This window comes from Clostridium sp. DL-VIII, from assembly GCF_000230835.1.
Taxonomy (GTDB): Bacteria; Bacillota; Clostridia; order Clostridiales; family Clostridiaceae; genus Clostridium.
Genome location: NZ_CM001240.1, coordinates 4,298,243 through 4,318,050 on the forward strand (window position 1 = coordinate 4,298,243; position 19,808 = coordinate 4,318,050).

Sequence of the window (19,808 nt, forward strand, 5' to 3'; positions counted from 1 at the left end):
GTTATTTATTTTATAGTGCCTAAATAAATTCTTGTTATAAGTCACAACATATTTGGTAATACTATATTATGAACAAAGGTCTATTTTAAATCTAATGTAAGCAAGGGTGGAATTTTATGCATGATTAATAATTTTATGAGTAAAAGGAATAACCAATTTATGGTTACTCCTTTTTTTATTTTTCATGAATTAAAATCCTATAATAATTTTTACTTTTTTCTGTCTATATAAGTTGCATTAAAGAGGTTACAGTTCATAATTACTGTTTGCATTTATACGATTAATTATAATGTAATGTTATTATTGCAACTTATATATCTTTAATTTTCAAATCACTTGTTAAAATAATGACCCTGTTCTATATCCTTAATTAAGCCTAAGTGCTCAGGTTCCCATCCTAAAAGTTCCCTTGTTTGTGCACTGCTAGCTGGCATTGCACTTGGAATATCGAGAGAAGCTAAGATCCCAAGAAAACCGAAATGTACCTCTGCTTCTTCACGTGAAATACTTACTACCGGCAAGTTTAATTGTTTACCTATAGTCTCTGCAATGTCATAAAATCGTACTCCTTCTTCAGCCCGCCCAAAAAGGCTTGAACCTGCAGGCGCTTTTTCTAATGCAAGTCTATAAAGTTTAGCTGCATCAAGTCTATGTATAGCCGGCCAACGGTTAGACCCATCTCCCACATAGGCAGAGACACCCTTTGTTCTAGCAATATCGATTAATATAGGTATGAAGGCGTGCTTATCACCTTCACCATGAACTGCTGGTGAGAGACTTACAACAGATGCTCTAACTCCCTTATTTGCCAAATTCAAGGTTGCATTATCAGAAGCGGCTCCATTAGCATGAGCAGTAGTTATAAATGGTTTTCCAGTACCTTCAAGTACCTCTCCTATTGTCTCTATTACTTTTAAATCAATAGCAAGTGAACCTGCAAAATCTGCAAAATCATGTCTAAATGCCAAGTGAATGACACCATCTGCAATTGAAGCACCTTTGCGAAGACATTCAAGGTCCTCAAGTGAACCGAAATGTGCTTCAGCTCCAACTTTTTCAAGCATCTTAGCACCATTATCTGAACGGGTAAGCCCAATGACTTTATGTCCAGCATTAATTAATTCTTGTACAACTGCCGAACCTATATATCCAGTTGCTCCTGTAACAAAAATACGCATATTAAACTCCTCCTTAAACCATAAGAAATACTAGTTTACATAGAATTGAAAGTGTTTAATTAATACCTTCTTTCCAGTTAACTATTAAGTTTAGTATACCCTAAGTTTTTTATAAAAATTGCCTATTCATTTTTAATTCTTGCTTAATTCTCCAATATTAAAATTTTACTCTTTATTGCTGATATCTGTATCTCTCTTTGGCGATTTCTATTATTGTGCTAATTGACGCAGCTTTGCAATATCTCTCTTAGGAGGATCTCCAAAGTAACTGCTATAATCCCGATTAAATTGAGAATCACTTAAATACCCTACCAACTGGCTGGCAGTTGCTGCATTTATATTCTTTGATAACATAAGATGTCTTGCTTCGTGAAGACGCAATACTTTTTGATATTGAAGCGGACTCATGGACGTTACTGCTTTAAAGTGTTCATGAAAGGAAGATATACTCATATGTACTAGCTCTGCTAAGTCCGAAACCTTCATTGTTTGTGCAAAGTTCTCCCGCAGCCAATTAATTGACTTTGTAACCTGCTGTATATCCGAATCCCTTAGCCCTATTTCAGCAATATGAACACCAATAGGACTCTTTAAAAGCCGTATTAAAATCTCATCTATGATTAATGGTACAATAAGCTCTGCATCATCAGTCTTTTGCAGGCATTCGAGCATTCTCCTCATTGCATTTACAATATTTACATCTGTTTGAGTTACATAACTTGAACTACACTTGTGAACAGAAGGTAATCCTTTAGGATATACTTTCATTACTAATTCTGCAATTCTCTTAGCATCCAATTCCATCCTTATACCAAGGAATGGTTTAGAAGAACTTGCATCTGTAGTTCGAAGAGATACTGGCAAAGCAATTGGTATGAAATGCATATGTGTATAATCGCACTGATAAATCTCCTTCCCTGCCATAATTGTTTTTGTACCTTGGGCAATAATTCCAATAGAAGGCATGTAGAAATTTTTCATAATATCTACATCTATTTTAGAATCTCGCCCAACATATATTCCTGGTATATTCAAACTAAAACCGCCATCATGAGGAGCATAAATACCAATTAGCTGTGATAACTTTTCCATTTCATCTTTAAGTGCTTTTTCATTATCCATTGACATTAAATAATTATTTGTCGTTACCATTATTAAAATAAGTCCTTTCTAGTAGTTACCATTATTAAAATAAATCCTTTTTATATGTATATTTTATAAGAAATTCTTCAAAAATTTAAGCTTAATTTCTTCATATACTTAATAATATTTGATATGCAAAAAGGAATTGCTTAAGACTCGCAATTCCAATTTATTCATTATTCGTTATTTAAATTATTATACACTAAAAATCAACATTAATATATTGTTTCTTATTCTTTTTTAACCTGGCAGAATTCAAAAATTTTATTTTTTCATTTATTGCATTATTTTATTTTGGGCTTACTCCATTCTATAGGTACATTTGCTATGCACATACATTCAGATTTAGTATTCTTAAAAATGCAGTTTTCACAACTATCTTCATGACTTTCACAATATTTAACTAACAATTTATATATAATTATTGCTAATATATTTTTCATATTTAATATCCATTCCTTTCACTTCGTTCATCATACAAAACTCAATGAGTTATTTTAATTTTCTTTTTATTTATTTCAAAATTAGACTTCTATTTTTATCATCATGTTTATATATGTATCTAAATTTTGACTAGCTGTTACTACTTCTTTAGAACTCAATCCATATATTTCAATAGTCTTATGCAATTCTGTCCTAGTTCTTTCCATAACTTGATTAAGCTCAGAAATAGCTTCATTATTTTTCAATTCTAACTCCCCCATTTCCTTTATAATAGTATGAAATAATTATAGATAATTGTAATACTATCTCTGTTTATTTATTTTAAATGCTTAATGCTTTAATAAATTATATTGCTGTATCTAATATTTGTAAAATAACAAAAAATCAAGTGAACTTGGATAAATTCACTTGATTTTTTCATACTTTTTTAGATTATTTTTCTGTTTTTAATTCTATTATTTTTATTAATATGGATCACATGTAAGAATATGAATTCCTGTAAAATGGCTTACAATGGATATTGACTTAGCATTAGTACTATTTACATTTGCTGGCTTTGTTGAAGCAAAAGCAGTAGTAGATAATAGCATTGTTGCTGCTATTACTGCTATCATAACTTTTTTCATAAAATCACCTCCTTAAAAGTAAAGTTCTACCTACAATTTCTGCCTTTACAATGTAGAATAATAATGAAATTTGCGATTATTTTTTCTTTTTTTTACTTTTTTAATAAATTTATTTAAGTTTATTAATTAATTTATTATTAAAATAGATGCTTTTTTCATCATTTCTATATCTGTAATACTTTATTAACTCAGCATAAATCAGATTACAATCTATATTTAACTCTTTTGCTTTTGCTACTATTAAGTTTATATTTTTTTCATCTTCTCTTTCTATATAAAGCAATATTAATTCATTTATTATGTTCTGAATTAATTTTAAATTCTCTCTATCATCTCTTTCACATATCTCTAAGGCCTGTAAGAGATATATTTCAACATCCTCATTAATATATCTAAGTGTTTTTCCTGCAATATATAGAGCATCATTAAGGTAATTTTTTTTATTATCTATTAAATATACCATAGCATCCTTTATATATTTTGCTGCATCTTTATATCTTTTTTTATAGAAATACAGCTCTGCTAAATTTCTATAGGCTAGTCCCACAAAATCTTTGTTATTAATATCCAATATTTCAAAATATTCTTTTTCAGCTTCTTCAAATTCATGTAGTTCATTTAAACAATTGGCATATACCATTTTTATTTTTAGTAGAATCTTTTGATTTTTTATTTCAAATTTTTTTAGTTTTTTAAAGTACTTTAAAGCAGTATCATATTGGCCTAGCTTTTTATATGCCAGTGCCTTATGATAAAGTATCATTATGGAAAGTTCATCGTTGACTATACTATTGTTTAATTCTTCTGCAAAACCTAATTGCTGCAATGCATGAAGGTGCTTATCACTAAATATATTATTTCTAGATTTATACACATATAAATTAGCTTCTTCTTCAATCTTTTTTGCATCAATACATATCTTTAATGCAATATCACACATTATGTCACTTGTAGAATATTTATGCTTATAATAGTAAAAATCAGCCGCTAATCTATATAATTCTATTTTATTTTCATCTGTAACATTATAATTTTTTATTATATCTTCTGCTTTAAGAAACTTTAGTTCAAATAAATTTATTGCTTCAATTTTCTTTAACTCAGCTATAACATCTTTAAAGATATCGTTTGCCTGTTCATTTTCATCCTTCATTAAAAAATCTGCAGTAATCAATTTAATATCTATTCCTCTTTTTTCTTTTGCAGCCTCATTAAATTTCTTAGAAATTGCATTTGCTAAACTAGGAGATATCTTTTGTTTTCCATTTTCAATTAAACTTATGTTATTTTTTGAACAAATATCTTTTGATAACTCTTCCTGGGTTATGTGAAGTATTTTTCTTATTCTCTTTAATTTTTCACCAGGTGCAACGATCTCATTATCAAACATTTAGTTTCCCCTTTCTACATCTAATAGAGAAACTAAATCAAAAGAATCTTCGACATGCTATGTACTAAAATTCAATTTATGTTATACAAACTTTTATAACTAGAATTTAATTATCGTCAAGCATTAATTTTTAGCTCTCTTCTATCTGTAATATCATAACGTTTTAATTATTAAATAATTTATTTTTCTCGTAAAAATAAATTCCCTACTTTATATTACTAAAGATTCATTAAGAACAAAATGCTCTTTTATTCTATTTTTTAGACGTTTTATTCTGCCGTTTAATGAATAAAAATGTCTTTTAAGTTCTTCTTAACTTTTAATTTATATAATAAAATATAAATATTTAATATATCCGACATCTTCTATTCTTAATTATTAGAGCATAATATAAGGATAGACTCTATCTTAAATATATATTTTGCAATTAAAAATTTACAGTGCACAATTAGTAATTACTGTGCATTGCCAATTGCAATATATATATATATATAAATAGTCTATCCTTATTATACTACAATATTTTATTATTTTGCCTATATTTACCTTAAATAATTTATACTATTTCCAAAACAACTACTTGATATGACTTTAATATTATCTTTCCATCCTTTTTATTTATTTCCTTATAATTATTAAGCAGCACTTTTCTACATACTTCAGATAGCTCAACTTCTTGCTCTTCATGTTGATAATTTGCAAGTAACATTAATTTTTTATCTGAGCCTTCTCTATAGAAAGCAAATAAATTATCATGATTTTCTAATGCAGGTTTAAATTTTCCGTATACAATTGTATCTTTAAATTCCTCAGATTTTCTTAAAGCTATAAGCTCCTTATAAAAATTAAATATGGAATCTTCATCTTCAAGCTGCGCTTTTGCATTAATTTCTTTATAGTTTTTATTAACCTTAAGCCAAGGCTCTCCAGTTGTAAAGCCTGCATTTTCACTATCATCCCAATGAAATGGAGTTCTAGCATTATCTCTACTAAAAGTGTTTATAATTTTTAGTGCTTCTTCTTTACCATATCCTTTTTCAATGGCTACATTATATTGATCTATTGTTGCAATATCATCAAATTTTTCTATAGAGCTAAATTTATTATTTGTCATTCCCAGTTCTTGCCCTTGATAAATAAATGGTATTCCTCTCAGCATTAAAGATATTGCTCCAAGCATTTTCTTACTTGCATCATTTAAATCTTTTTCTTCAATGTATCTGCTTACTCCTCGTGGTTCATCGTGATTTTCAATAATATTAGCCTTAAATCCTATATCCATAGTTTTTGCCTGGCTATACAAAATAGCTTCTCTTATTTCATTTGGTGTAAAAGCTTTATTGTCATACCAGCCTTTTTTACTTTTTCCTAAAAGCTCAAGTTCAAAATCAAACATGGTAGAAAAGTAACCATCTTCTCCTATAAATTTATGCAGCTCTTCTTCTTTGCTGTTAAATACTTCTCCTACAGTAAAAGCATCAAATTTCTTAAAGGTCTCTTTCTTTAATTCACTTAATCTATCTCCGATATCGTCTACAGTTTCTAGCATCTTCGTTATGCTGCAAAGTCCATCCTCACCATCAGCAGGAAAATCTTGAAAACTTAAATTCTTTTTTATATTAATAATGGCATCTATTCTAAAACCAGATAATCCTTTTTCAAGCCACCAGTTTATCATCTTATATATTTCATTTCTTAATTTAGGATTTTCCCAATTTAAATCTGGCTGTTCTTTTGCAAACGAATGAAGATAATATTTATTTGTGTCATGTATCTTTTCCCATACGCTTCCTCCAAAGTAAGAACGCCAATTACAAGGCGGTTTATTCCCTTTTCCTTCACGAATATAGAAATACTCTGCATAGTCCCCTTCTGGATCTTCCAATGCTTTTTTAAACCATTCATGTTTATCTGAACAATGATTTATAACTAAATCCAGTAATATATGCATATCTCTAGCTTTAGCCTGCTTTAGTAACTCCTCCATATCATCCATGGTACCAAATCTTGAATCAATATTATAATAATCAGAAATATCATAACCTTGATCTACCATTGGCGAACAATATACTGGAGATAACCAAATTATATCTATTCCTAGCTCCTTTAAGTAATCAAGTTTGCTTATAATTCCTCTTAAATCACCAATTCCATCACCATTAGAATCGCAGAAACTTTTTGGATATATCTGATATGCTACTTTGTCATGCCACCATTTTTTCATGATATAAAACCTCCTACAAAATTCTTTGCTTAATTTCTACTATTTTATTTTTCATAATATCAACTTATAAATTCTAGCTTCATATGGTCTAAGCTCTATATTATCTATCGGATTATTTACATCTGCATTATAATTTGAAATTAAAAGCTCCTTAGCTTTAAATTCAAATTTCTTTTCAAGCATAAAGGTTGTCTTAGTTTCTTTAAAATTACATATAACTAACAGCATCTCATTTTCTAAGGTTCTTGTATATGCAAATATTTCTTCACTTCCTTCTAAAATCAATTCATATTTTCCATAAACAACTACAGGATTAGATTTTCTAATTTTTATTAGCTTTTTATAATAATTGAATATAGAATTTTCATCTTCTAATTGTGATTTAGCATTTATTTCTTTGTAATTAGGATTTACTTTTATCCAAGGTTCTCCACTTGTAAATCCTGCATTTTCATTATCATCCCACTGCATTGGAGTACGTGCATTATCTCTGCCTTTCATATAAATAGACATCATTATATCCTCATGTCTGTAACCGCGTTTCTTTCTTTCATTGTACATGTTTATAGTTTCTATATCTCTATAATCCTCTAAATTTTCAAATCTTATATTTGTCATACCAAGTTCCTCACCTTGATATATATATGGAGTTCCCTTCATTCCATGTAATAATGTTGCAAACATTTTAGCACTTTCTATTCTATATTCCTTATCATTTCCCCATCTTGAAACTATTCTTGGCACATCATGATTGTTCCAAAATAAACTATTCCATCCTGCCCCTTCTAATTCAACTTGCCATTTAGATAATGTTTTCTTTAAATCTAATAATTCCAATGGCTTCAAATCCCATTTTTCTTTACCCTGCTGTTGATCTAATGAAATATGTTCAAATTGAAATATCATGCTAAGCTCACTTTCATTAGGATTAGAATATTGTTTAGCGACCTCTGGAGTACATCCCCAGGTTTCTCCAACAGTTAATAAATTCTTTCCTCCAAAAGTTTTCTTATTCATTTCTTTAATGTATTCATGCAGTTTAGGGCCATTCTCCTTTATCTTTTTATCTGGAATTTTACCTATAAGTTCGATGACATCCATTCTGAATCCGCCTATACCTTTATTAATCCAAAAATTCATCATATCGTAAATTTTATTCCTCATTTCTGCATTTTCCCAATTTAAATCAGGCTGCTTTTTGCTAAACAAGTGTAAATAATATTGTCCTGAAACTTCATCATATTTCCACGCACTGCCGCTAAATGTTGACTTTAAATCATTAGGTTCCTCACCCTTTACCGGATCTCTCCATATGTAAAAATTCCTGTAAGGATTATCCTTTGATTTTTTAGCTTCAATAAACCACTTATGTTCATCAGAAGTATGATTAACAACCAAATCCATAAGAATTTTTATTCCTCTCTTTTTACCTTCTTTAATAAGCTCCTCCATATCTTTCATTGTTCCAAATTCATTCATTATATCTTCATAATCACTTATATCATATCCATTGTCATCATTAGGTGACTTATATACTGGCGATAGCCATATTACATCAATTCCTAACTCTTTTAGATAATCTAACTTGTTTATAATTCCTCTTAAGTCTCCAATTCCATCTCCATTAGAATCATAAAAACTCCTTGGATATATTTGATAAACCACACTTTCCTTCCACCACTTTTTCTCCACAGCTTTTTCTCCTTTTCATTATTATTTATTTTTTTAATTACTTAACTGCTCCTGTCACAATTCCATTTCTTATCCATTTTTGTGCAAATATATATACTATAAATATTGGTAATAACGCTAATAAATACGATGCAAAAGCTAAATTATAATTTGTAGCAAATTGAGATTGGAATACATATTGAACTAAAGGCAATGTAGCCATCTCTGGCTTACCTAATATTACAAGTGGAAGCATAAAATCATTCCATGTCCACAAGCAAGTTGTAATCGCAACTGTAGCGTTAATAGGCTTTAATAAAGGAAAAATAATCTTCCAGAATACTTGAAATGTAGATGCTCCATCTATTGTTGCCGCTTCTTCAAGTGAAATTGGAATTGATTTAATATAGCCGGAGTATAAAAATATATTAAAGGGCAATCCAAAGACGACATATAAGCATATTATTCCTATAATATTGTCCATGTTTAACATATTTACCTGCTTTACAAGAGGCAGCATAATTATTGGAAATGGCACAAACATAGCACTTAAAAAATAATAGTAAAGAGCATTAAAAAACTTTTTCTTTCTATTTCTAGCTATAGCATATGACACTAAAGAATTCGAAAGTATAGTAAGAATTAATACAGAAATTGTTATTACTAAACTATTTTTTAAAGCAGAAAAGAAATTTGTCATTTCAATGGCATCTGTAAAATTCTCAAAACGAAATGATTTAGGAAATGATAAAGCACTTGGCACCATGTCTTGTGGTGATTTTATAGCTATTAATATTGTAAGATACAGTGGAAATATTATAGTTATCACCGCTCCTGCTATCATCAATATAGTTACTATCCAATTGTTCTTGTTTCTTTTCATAGTACCTTTTCCTCCCTCTTTTCAAGGACTCTAAGCTGGAATAATGATATTGCTACAATTACAATAAAGTAAATAACAGCATTTGCAGATTGATATGCGAAACTTCCTTGGTTAAATCCTCCATTATAAATAACATAGGATATTGATTGGGTAACAGTTCCCGGTCCTCCTCCTGTCATAGCTACAACTTGGTCAAATACCATTAAAAATCCTTTCATACATAAAACCATGTTTATAGTAAAGAAGGGTGCTATTAAGGGGAATGTTATACTCTTAAATCTTTGCCATGAGCCAGCACCGTCAATATCACAGGCTTCATAAACATCTGTATCAATTGTCTGAAGTCCGGATAAATATATAATTGTATTAAATGCTATTGATTGCCATGCTGCTACAAATACTATTCCAAGCCACGCAAGCTTTTCATCACCTAAAATATTCTTACTAAGTGCAGCGATATTCATCGTTTCCCCAATATTCGGAATCACATGCGCAAATACGAAATTAAATATAAATGCTACTATTAAAGTTCCTAGTATATTAGGAATAAAATATATTGACTTTAAAGTATTTTGAAATTTTATTTTTGAGTTTAGACCTACAGCAATTAAAAGACTTAGTATGTTTACTATAATTGTAGTTATAATTGCAAATTTGAAAGTAAAAATGTACGCATGCATAACATTACTATCTTGAAATACTGCAATATAGTTTTTTAATCCAACAAAACTCCAATCACCATATCCTTTTGAATTGGTAAAACTATAAAATACACCTTCTAAAAGGGATAATGTATGAAATATAAAGAATAACAAAACTGCTGGTATAGTCATAATATAAAAAGCTTTTTTCTTTTTCAAAATTTTCAGCCTCCTATTATTTTCATAATTATAAATAATTATTCTTAAAATTCAGCATAGGCTGTCCTAAAATCAGTTAATTGAAAACATTAAGAATGAATTATAGTTTTAAGACATTCCTATACTTTTTATTTCTTCTCTTATTTATTGCTTACTATTTGCTTTATCATACTCAGTATCAAGTTGTTTTAAAAATTCAGCTTTATCTTTTTTACTATAAAATCCTTGAACTAAACTTGCTGCATCAAATGAACTTGGATAGTAGTGATCAGGGAAAGCACCAATTTTCCCATTTTTAAAGCTTTCTTGCACATCTGCTACACTCTCATCATCTTGTGTCACATCTTTAACTGCAGAAAATGCGAATTGATCTTTTATATATTTTTGAGCATTTTCTTTTTCAGTCATGAATTCTATGAATTTTTTTGCTTCATCAGAATGTTTTGACTTACTTGTTATTCCAAATAACACATCTATACCAGACACTATATTATTTTTAGATGAATCATTACTTGCAGGTAATGGGAACATACCTATATTCATATTAGGATTTGCTTTTTTTATTTCACTAATAGCCCAGTTGCCTTGTAAATACATTGCTGATTTACCTTGTGCAAAGGCTGCATTACCATCATTATAGGAAACTCCCAATATATCTTCCTGACCAAGAGTTCCTATGGTCTCCATCTTGTCCACTATTTCTCCATGGGTAGCTTCAAAAGTTGTTTTCCCTGCTTTTTTATCAGCTAAGAAATTATCAGGTTCTAAATCACTAGCTATAACATTCCAGAAACACATTCCAGTCCATGCATCTTTAAGTGTTAAATATAATGGTAATTGACCGGAATCTTTAATTTTTTTAGACACCTGCATAAATTCATCCCATGTTTTAGGAATTTGTAATCCAAGCTTCGAAAATATATCCTTATTGTATAAAACACCATCAGCATTTGTTGCATATGGAACTCCATATATTTTTCCATTATCATTACTTGCTATGCCATGAAGCATATCTAAATATGGCTTTTGTATATTTTCAATAACGCTATCATTAGTAAGATCCTCAAGAGCATTTGCCTCTACTAGCGCCCCATAGTTTACATCTGCACCTATAGCTACTAAATCAGGCATATCACTTTTTGCAAGTCTTGTTTTTAAAACAGTACCAGCATTTGCAGGTGAATTAATTGAAATTTCGATATTAGGATTTTTCTCTTGAAATTCACTTGCCAATGACTGCAATATTGTTTTGTTTTCTGGCTTGGTCGAAAATAATTCCAATTTTACTTTTCCATTGTTAGCAGTATCTGTTTTCCCTCCACATCCTGCTAACAATGAAAATCCAAGTATTGTACTAATAGAAATTGATACTAATAACTTTAATTTTTTATTCATTTCTCTTCCTCCTATTTTATAACTTTAAGTATACGATTACCTAAGTCTAATTGTTATATTAACTATATAATTTTCAGATATAACAATCTAAAATTTATAGTTTAATAGCTTTTTTCTTAAATTTAACTTAATCGTTTACGTTGAATTTAAAAATTATATCACAAGTCCTTAAACTAAAATTCTAAACATAAACTTGTAATATATTTTCATGATTTTATATTTAATATTATTAATAAAATATCCTAGTCTCTTATGATAGCTTCTTATTCTATTTTTCTCACTGTTTCTCTTTCTATAATTTCAAAAGGCATTATTATACTTTCAACTTTTTCATTAGAAGAAATTCTTTTAATTAACATTTCAACAGATTTTTCTCCCATATTATATAGGGGCTGTGCTACTGTTGTTAAAGGCGGGTATGACATCTCAGCTATATTTGTATTATCATAGCCTATTATAGATATATCCTCTGGTACTTTGAGTCCTCTTTTATGTGCTACTGATAATGCACCAACTGCACAATCATCAGAAACTGCAAAAACTGCTGTGAATTTTTCATTGTTCTTAAAGAGTTCCTCCATACCTTCAACTCCATCCATAAAGCCAAACCCCTTCTTTTTAATGAGTTTATCATTTACAGAAATTTTATGATCTTTTAGTGCTTGTAAAAATCCATTTAAACGTGGAGTTCCTGCTATGGGATCTTCACTAGGTCCTGCTATTATAGCTATTTCTTTGTGGCCATTTTCAATTAAATAGCATGTTGCCGAGTAAGCCGCCTGATAATCATCAACCTTAACATATGGCAATGAATATCTATATGATAATGCCGAAACTAAAACAGTTGGAATATTGGAATCTATTATTTGTTTACACAAATTCTCTTCAGGTGGTATACTGCAGACAATTAGCCCATCTACTTGTCTTTCTGATAGTACCCTAAGATATTCTGACATCCTGTCCCAATTATCTCCGGCATTACAGATTATAACACTATAATTATTAACTTGTGCAAAATCTTCTATTCCATTTAAAATCTCTACATAATATGTAGTACTTATTTTAGGGCGTAACACTCCAATAGTACGAGTTTCTTTAATTTTTAGATTTCTTGCAATAGCATTTCTTTGGTACCCAAGCTCTTCCATAACTTTATTTACTTTCTTACGTGTTTCTTCAGAATATCCATCTAAATTATTTATAATTCTAGAAACTGTAGCTACAGAAACATTGGCTTGACGCGCGACATCTTTAATTGTTGGTCTAGTAATTTTAGTATCCATAGTATGTTCCTCTTTTCAGTAAACGTTTAAGTACATTTATTATATCATGCTAAAATTTACCTGTCTATATTTTTTATATTAAACAACCCACAAAAATCCAAATTTTGAATTCTTATGGGTTCTTCATATATATTTTATTATTTATACTTTTAATCCATGTGCCTTTATCTTATTATAGTCTGTATGCTTTATAATTGCTGACAAGACAAATAGAATTATGAGTGCGGCTATTAGAAATGCTGAAATCATTCCCACTACTCCGCTCCAGCCATATGAAGACCAAAATCTTCCCCCAGCAGTCCCACCTATACTAGATCCAACATAGTAAAACAATAAATACAGCGATGATGACTGTGCTTTATCGTGGATTGATATTTTACCAATCCAGCTGCTGGCAATTGAATGACTTGCAAAAAAGCCAAAGGTTAAGGCTGCTATTCCTATAATTTTCAAAAATAAACTTCCATTTAAAGTTATGCATATACCAAGTAACATTATAAATAGAGAAACACACAAAATTTTATATTGTCCATATTTATCTGCCAAACGTCCCATAAATGTAGAGCTGAAAGTTCCTACAATATATATTACAAAAATAAAACTAACTAGAGTCTGACTTAAGTTATATGGAGGCTCAACTAATTGATAACCAATGTAGTTATATAAGGATACAAAGCTTCCCATAATTAAAAATCCAATACAGTATAAACAAAGTAATTTAGGATTCTTTAAATGATTACCACTAGACTTTATAAGCTTTTTAATTTCAAAAGCTCTTGCTTCAAAATGCCTTGATTTAGGCAGCTTAGCCCAAAATAAAAAACTAGCCACAAGTCCAAGAAGGCCAATACAGCCTAAAGCCAATCTCCAGTTAAAGAAGTCAGTAATAACACCTATTATAATACGTCCACTCATTCCTCCAATAGAATTACCGCTTATATATAAACCCATTACCATTCCCAAACTTGATTTATCAACTTCTTCACTTATATAAGCCATAGCTATAGCCGGTAATCCAGCCAAAACAAATCCCTGCAGGCACCTTATAATAAGTAAGCTGCTGAAATTAGGAGCAAAAGCAGATAATACCGCAAGTATTGATGTGGCAAAAATAGAAAAGCACATAATGGGCTTACGTCCAAGTACCTCTGATATTGAGCCAAAAAGCAACATGCTTATTGCTAAAGTACAAGTAGTAACTGATAATGATAAACTTGCAACCGTAGGAGATATCCCAAATTCTTTAGATAAAAATGGCATAAGCGGCTGCGTACTATACATAATCGCAAAAGTATTAAAGCCACCAGCAAATAACGCCATACTAGTTAAGCGAAATTCTCTGGTGCCCTTTTCAATATAACTCATAATTATTCACTCCAAACTTTATCCTATGCTCATAAATATATAGATATCCAGCTTTAAAATTAAACTTATGCGGTAGCTTACCGAAATCACATACATTTTTATTCCACAGGACTTATGAAATTTTTGCTGGAAAGTTCTAAATGCAAGCTCGCATCCATTTCTGCATGTTCCCGAAACAAGTTCGTGACAAGCAATAAATGGAACGAGCTTCCATTAAGAACCTTCAGTAGCTCAATTTCAAATGCCTGCTTCACAAAAATGTATATGATTTCTAGTATAGATACACACAAAAGTTTAACTTAAATAGATATAATTATTCTATATATAAATCTATTTCATTCTCTAAATATCTATAACACATCTATAATAATTTTAGCACAATCATATCCTTATTTAATTTTGAAAAAAAGCTTATTGTTTTATATTTGCTTATGATAACGTTTATAAGACTAATTTGCGCTCTTTTTTATAAAAATAATACTTTTTATATTTTTACAATTTTCTATTACATTTGGCAACAATGTGTATACATTGCAATCACACAATTGTATTAATCGATCATAATCATCATATACCGTATTATTTATAAAGCGTGACAAGAAAACCTTTTGTTCTTCTGTGCAATCAAATTTTCCAAAAAAAGTATTTACATCTTGTATTGGATAGGAATGTTTTAAACATATTCTAGCAATCTCTTTTTGGTTTAAACTCATCATATAATTATACCCGTCAATCGTATGCATAATTACTTTTTATTGAATAATATGGTAATAATTTAGTATTCTATTTTAAGTATTTACTATCCGTTTACTTATTAGAATTACATATGCTGTGTATTCTATTTAGTTGGTTCTCTAATGAATCAATGACTTTATCATAATCGTCTGTTTCTACTTCATTAAACTCCAATGTAACTATTTTAGGATTTGCTCGTTTAAGAACCCACTCCAACAATTTGTGATCTTCTTCCTCCATAGCCTGATGTGTATCCATTGGAAAACCATCTGTATCATAGCCTGAACCATTTGTATGAATTTCTATAACATGATCAAGTGGTAACTTTCCAATATAATCATAAACATCCCATCCCCTATATTTTGCTGTAAGCTTTGCATGTGTTATGTCAAGTAAAAAAGATACGTCATTTTCAATTATTATTTTACAAATTTGTTCTGGCATTATATACGGATAGAGATCAAATACCTTGCGATCATGTGGTGTATCTGGTGAATTTTCAAGCAATAATGGTACTGATAAATTCTTTTTAAAAAACTGAATTTGTTCAGACATACGTTTGTATATATCCTCTTCACTCATTCCTTCAAACATATCCTTAGACCTTATAGCAAGATGGAGGCCGTAATGAGGTGAATCGCACTTTTTTATAATACTATTTGCAGAATTAAAATTAATCTTTTCTATGTCATTCATTCCTGTATTTTCAAAATAACCCAACCCATGTACTAAAATAGGCCTCATTGAACGCATCGTTTTAAAATCATTATCAAAATTTCCATATCCAAATGATTTAATATAATCGATTTTTACTGAATCTTTCTCAATAAGAATTTTCAAAGCTTTTGACCAGTTACATCCAATATCCATATCAATATTCTCCCTTCATGTACTTGAAATGTATTCAACTATATCGCTACTATAATTGACTTATAAACCATTTTATGTAATATAAGTTTATTATATCATAACATTTAAAACCGTATTATTCAATTTTCAAAGAACTTCTTTCTTATCATTTACTACTTCAAATCTACAAAATATGTTTTAGTTTTTATAGAATTATACATTAACTAAATATAGATAAACAAATTAAAAACTTGATTTGTTTATCTATATAATAATTTTTAACTTATTTAATTATTTCACTTCAGTTTTACACGTAATTAAATTAGAATAGTTAATTGCCCATTTACATAAGTCATTTAAAATTGGCAAAAGACTTATTCCATAATCCGTAAGTGAATATTCCACTTTTGGAGGTACTTGGTTATAAATAACTCTATTTATAAGCTGTCTTTCTTCTAGAGCTCTAAGCTGTTGAGTTAACATTTTTTGTGTAATATTAGGTAAACTTCTTTTTAACTCATTAAAACGCATAGTTTTTTTCCCTAGATTCCAAATAATAAGATTTTTCCATTTACCACCTATTATATCTAATGTTAGCTCCATAGAACAATTATATTGAATACCTTTAAATTCCATCATTTATAATCCACCTCATATATCTTCAAACACTAATTATGGTATACAAATAGTAACCATGTTCCTAAAAAGTGCGTACTTGTTAATATTACCGCAATCATATAAATTATATTATATCACAGGAACTTGAATGCGATGTAAAAATTGTTAACTAATTAGGAGTGAAATTCAATGAATTTAATTAATGTAAACCAATCAAAATGTATTAAATGTGGAATTTGTGCAAGTGTATGTCCTTCAAGCGTTTTATCTATCGACAAAACTGGTCCTAAAGTCATTAATGCTAATAACTGCATTGCTTGTGGACAATGCGTTGCTGTATGTCCTAATGAAGCACTAGATAATATAAAATCACCTATAACTAATCAAACTGATATAGATAACTTTCCAGTTATAAATTCAAAAACAGCAGAACATTTTCTTAGATCGAGGCGTTCAATACGTTGTTATAAAGATGCTTCAGTACCTAGGGAAAAACTATTAGAATTAACTAATATTGCGCATTATGCACCTACTGCTAGCAACAGTCAAGCCATCTCCTATATTATTGTAGAAAGTAAGAATATATTAGAAAAGGCCACTAAAATTATAGTTGAATGGATGGAAAAACAATTAGAAACACCTTCTCATCATTGGAGTTTTTCAAGACATGTACAAAACTATAGAACTTATGGAATAGATTCAATCTTACGTAACGCTCCTCATCTTATAATCGCAACAGCTCCAAAAAACTTTGAAAAAGGTAGAGAAAACACTATTTCAGAGCTTACTTACGCTGAACTATATGCAACTACTATTGGACTTGGTTCTTGCTGGGCTGGATTATTTGAATTTTGTGCATTTTCTAATCATTTGCCACTAATTTCTCTATTTAATATCCCTGAAGACACAGTTATTACGGGAGCTATTATGGTTGGTTACCCAAGATATAAATACAAGAAACTAGTTGACAGAAATCCCTTAAATGTAAGATTTATCAATAAATGATTTTTAAACAAAATAACTCAAATTTTATTTGCCTTAAGTTGATATCTTCACTAGAAATTATAAATATTTTTGAAAATTATGATTTGCCCAACTCATGATGTTATAATATTGTTTGTTGACAGTCACTTATAGAATAATTCCATAAAGTTTATAAAACATATTGATACAACAAGAGTTATTCCTCCAAATATCTTTGTCCCGACTTTTGCTTTCGTATCCTCCTTTAATGATATACTTAATGAAATAAGATTAAGTATTAATATTAAAATCCAAAATATATAATCAATACTTTTAAATAATTCTATACTTATTACAAGTATAGAATTAGCTATGGGATAGATACTATTAAATTTTTCTTTCATTTTCATATACCCACCTTTTAATCTTTTTTTGTATTAGCTATAGCATTCAGAGACATAATAAGAGAAATCATATTTAAGGAGATAACTATAGATAATAATGCTACCCCTCCATCTCCCTAAGAAGGTAGCGTAAAAAAGTATATATACCGCAAAAGACAACCTAAAGGAAAAGAGAAAAAGCTTAGTAAAATGCTCGGTAATAATTTTTTCATTTTAAAATCCCCCTACTTTATATTAGGCTACTAGTATAATTCGTTTTAACCTACTATTACGTTTTATTTAAAAAATCCAAACTAACTACTTGCTCTTTAATTTAAGTCCTAAATTATAATTGGATATCGTATTTTAACAATGCTACAATTTCGAGCATTGATATTTGACCATCCAGCCGATGTTATAAAGAACTCACCATTTGCGTCAAGATTTGTCATTGCACCAATGAATGATATTTTTGATTTTACCTCCTCTTGTAATTAAGCGTTTTATTTATTATCCAACAAATAGTAATCCTCACTACTAATCTGATTAACGATCATTGTAACCTCTCTATTACGACCTTTATGAAAAAATCTATCTGTATATGCATATTTGAAATTACATTTCCTCTGAACACTTTCCGAATTATTATTTTCTATCACATGGGTACATATAATCTTTTTAAGTTTCAATTGCATAAATCCATACATCATTAAACATTTACAGGCTTCCGGCATATATCCATTTCCCCAATAAGAATATCCAAGCCAAAAACCTATTTCATGTTGAAGTTTGTTCTCGCAATATTTGCTTCCTGGCATTGTTATGAAACCTATATTCCCAATTACCTGATTATATTCTTTTAAAATAATTGCAAATGTGTAATCATTCATTAAAATATTTCTTAAGATATGCTGACTTTCCTCAATATCCCTATGAGGTTCCCATCCACAAGCTGGTCCAACATGTTCATCACTTGCAATTTTATATAAACTTTCCACATCTGATTCAACCCAGTTTCTAAGAATTAATCGATCTGTCTCTAATACTTTCATTCCCATATTCCTCCTTATCATCTTTTCTAAAGCATCTATTTAAGTGTGACATTATGATATATTAAAAACAAGTAGATCCATGCTTTAATAAAGTTTTTTTAATTCGTAACGATCTACTATTCCGCATTAATATAGCATATTTTGTAAAAATCGCATTATTCAATTTTCAAAGATCACTTTTATAATTTGCTACATCATTTCTCAGTAGATGTAGCTGTTCCTAGTGTAGAATTACTCAGTAAAAAAATCGTAAATTCAATCCCTTGAATAATACGATTTTACAATTTGCTATTTATTTTTAGCGATTCATAATTTGAGAAGATTATGAAATAAAGTTTATTATTTTAGTATCAAAATTAACTTTCACTATTTTATGGGTGCAAAACCTTATTAACAAGATATTTCGCTTCAGCATAATCACTTTTGCCAACAGAAATAGTATACTGGATTTGATAGTCCATGTTCACTCCAACCCTATTTAAACTAAATCTATCACCATATCTTAAATCATTTATTGCTTTGTGAGTATATTCGATATTGTTCTCTTCTAGAATATTTATTATTTTTGATACTTCTTCAATTGAATATCCAATGTATACATCTTCCTTAATAAACGAAAAGATTATCTTGTTAAATAAAAACATCACCCATCTCCCCTTATAAATTTTCCTTATTTTGCAATGTTATAGTTGTGACGCCCTAACTTACTATTCTGCATTAATTAGAATAATCATCTATTTTAATTA

General features: G+C 29.3%; 20 protein-coding genes. 1 reads left to right on the forward strand and 19 read right to left on the reverse strand.

The window, feature by feature from the left end; translation table 11 throughout:
- Window positions 1–332: 332 nt before the first annotated feature.
- The 16 genes from CDLVIII_RS19835 to CDLVIII_RS19900 all read right to left on the reverse strand — a co-directional run bounded on the left by CDLVIII_RS19835 (window position 333) and on the right by CDLVIII_RS19900 (window position 16,685).
- Window positions 333–1,178, reverse strand: a complete 846-nt coding sequence (locus CDLVIII_RS19835; protein ID WP_009171257.1) for an SDR family oxidoreductase — start codon at window positions 1,176–1,178, stop codon at window positions 333–335.
- A 210-nt stretch (window positions 1,179–1,388) separates the two neighbouring features.
- Window positions 1,389–2,330: an AraC family transcriptional regulator gene (locus tag CDLVIII_RS19840; RefSeq protein WP_009171258.1), complete on the reverse strand. Its 942-nt coding sequence runs from the start codon at window positions 2,328–2,330 to the stop codon at window positions 1,389–1,391.
- A gap of 275 nt (window positions 2,331–2,605) precedes the next feature.
- Entirely contained in the window at window positions 2,606–2,764 is a 159-nt protein-coding gene (locus CDLVIII_RS31510; RefSeq protein WP_009171259.1) for a hypothetical protein, read from the reverse strand.
- Window positions 2,765–2,845: 81 nt separating this feature from the next.
- On the reverse strand, window positions 2,846–3,010 hold the full coding sequence (locus CDLVIII_RS19845; protein WP_009171260.1) for an aspartyl-phosphate phosphatase Spo0E family protein: 165 nt from the start codon (window positions 3,008–3,010) through the stop codon (window positions 2,846–2,848).
- 219 nt (window positions 3,011–3,229) lie between these two features.
- On the reverse strand, window positions 3,230–3,391 hold the full coding sequence (locus CDLVIII_RS31515; protein WP_009171261.1) for a hypothetical protein: 162 nt from the start codon (window positions 3,389–3,391) through the stop codon (window positions 3,230–3,232).
- A gap of 109 nt (window positions 3,392–3,500) precedes the next feature.
- Window positions 3,501–4,781, reverse strand: a complete 1,281-nt coding sequence (locus tag CDLVIII_RS19850) for a helix-turn-helix transcriptional regulator (RefSeq protein WP_009171262.1) — start codon at window positions 4,779–4,781, stop codon at window positions 3,501–3,503.
- Between the two features lie 556 nt (window positions 4,782–5,337).
- Entirely contained in the window at window positions 5,338–7,005 is a 1,668-nt protein-coding gene (locus CDLVIII_RS19855; RefSeq protein WP_009171263.1) for an alpha-glucosidase, read from the reverse strand.
- Window positions 7,006–7,056: 51 nt separating this feature from the next.
- Entirely contained in the window at window positions 7,057–8,697 is a 1,641-nt protein-coding gene (locus CDLVIII_RS19860) for an alpha-glucosidase (protein WP_009171264.1), read from the reverse strand.
- 37 nt (window positions 8,698–8,734) lie between these two features.
- Complete coding sequence (locus CDLVIII_RS19865) at window positions 8,735–9,559, reverse strand: carbohydrate ABC transporter permease (RefSeq protein WP_009171265.1); 825 nt, start codon at window positions 9,557–9,559, stop codon at window positions 8,735–8,737.
- Complete coding sequence (locus CDLVIII_RS19870) at window positions 9,556–10,419, reverse strand: sugar ABC transporter permease (RefSeq protein WP_009171266.1); 864 nt, start codon at window positions 10,417–10,419, stop codon at window positions 9,556–9,558. The genes CDLVIII_RS19865 and CDLVIII_RS19870 overlap by 4 nt, the downstream gene beginning before the upstream one ends.
- Before the next feature lie 144 nt (window positions 10,420–10,563).
- Complete coding sequence (locus CDLVIII_RS19875; RefSeq protein WP_009171267.1) at window positions 10,564–11,814, reverse strand: extracellular solute-binding protein; 1,251 nt, start codon at window positions 11,812–11,814, stop codon at window positions 10,564–10,566.
- A gap of 263 nt (window positions 11,815–12,077) precedes the next feature.
- Entirely contained in the window at window positions 12,078–13,097 is a 1,020-nt protein-coding gene (locus CDLVIII_RS19880) for a LacI family DNA-binding transcriptional regulator (protein ID WP_009171268.1), read from the reverse strand.
- 141 nt (window positions 13,098–13,238) lie between these two features.
- Window positions 13,239–14,462 carry an MFS transporter gene (locus tag CDLVIII_RS19885; protein ID WP_009171269.1) on the reverse strand — a complete coding sequence of 408 codons (1,224 nt, stop codon included), beginning with the start codon at window positions 14,460–14,462 and terminating at the stop codon, window positions 13,239–13,241.
- 449 nt (window positions 14,463–14,911) lie between these two features.
- Window positions 14,912–15,178, reverse strand: coding sequence for a hypothetical protein (locus CDLVIII_RS19890; RefSeq protein ID WP_050816279.1), 267 nt, complete (start codon window positions 15,176–15,178; stop codon window positions 14,912–14,914).
- A 91-nt stretch (window positions 15,179–15,269) separates the two neighbouring features.
- On the reverse strand, window positions 15,270–16,067 hold the full coding sequence (locus CDLVIII_RS19895; RefSeq protein ID WP_009171270.1) for a DUF692 family multinuclear iron-containing protein: 798 nt from the start codon (window positions 16,065–16,067) through the stop codon (window positions 15,270–15,272).
- A gap of 270 nt (window positions 16,068–16,337) precedes the next feature.
- Entirely contained in the window at window positions 16,338–16,685 is a 348-nt protein-coding gene (locus tag CDLVIII_RS19900; protein ID WP_035301857.1) for a helix-turn-helix domain-containing protein, read from the reverse strand.
- A gap of 168 nt (window positions 16,686–16,853) precedes the next feature.
- Here CDLVIII_RS19900 and CDLVIII_RS19905 point away from each other — a divergent pair, with 168 nt between their 5' ends.
- Window positions 16,854–17,669: a nitroreductase family protein gene (locus tag CDLVIII_RS19905; RefSeq protein ID WP_009171272.1), complete on the forward strand. Its 816-nt coding sequence runs from the start codon at window positions 16,854–16,856 to the stop codon at window positions 17,667–17,669.
- A gap of 122 nt (window positions 17,670–17,791) precedes the next feature.
- Here the strand turns inward: CDLVIII_RS19905 and CDLVIII_RS19910 are convergent, their stop codons facing one another.
- The 3 genes from CDLVIII_RS19910 to CDLVIII_RS19920 all read right to left on the reverse strand — a co-directional run bounded on the left by CDLVIII_RS19910 (window position 17,792) and on the right by CDLVIII_RS19920 (window position 19,706).
- Window positions 17,792–18,031, reverse strand: a complete 240-nt coding sequence (locus CDLVIII_RS19910; RefSeq protein ID WP_009171273.1) for a hypothetical protein — start codon at window positions 18,029–18,031, stop codon at window positions 17,792–17,794.
- A gap of 482 nt (window positions 18,032–18,513) precedes the next feature.
- A complete protein-coding gene (locus tag CDLVIII_RS19915; protein ID WP_009171274.1) occupies window positions 18,514–19,062 on the reverse strand; it encodes a GNAT family N-acetyltransferase in 549 nt (182 codons plus the stop codon).
- A 371-nt stretch (window positions 19,063–19,433) separates the two neighbouring features.
- Entirely contained in the window at window positions 19,434–19,706 is a 273-nt protein-coding gene (locus CDLVIII_RS19920; RefSeq protein WP_009171275.1) for a hypothetical protein, read from the reverse strand.
- Between the last annotated feature and the right edge of the window lie 102 nt (window positions 19,707–19,808).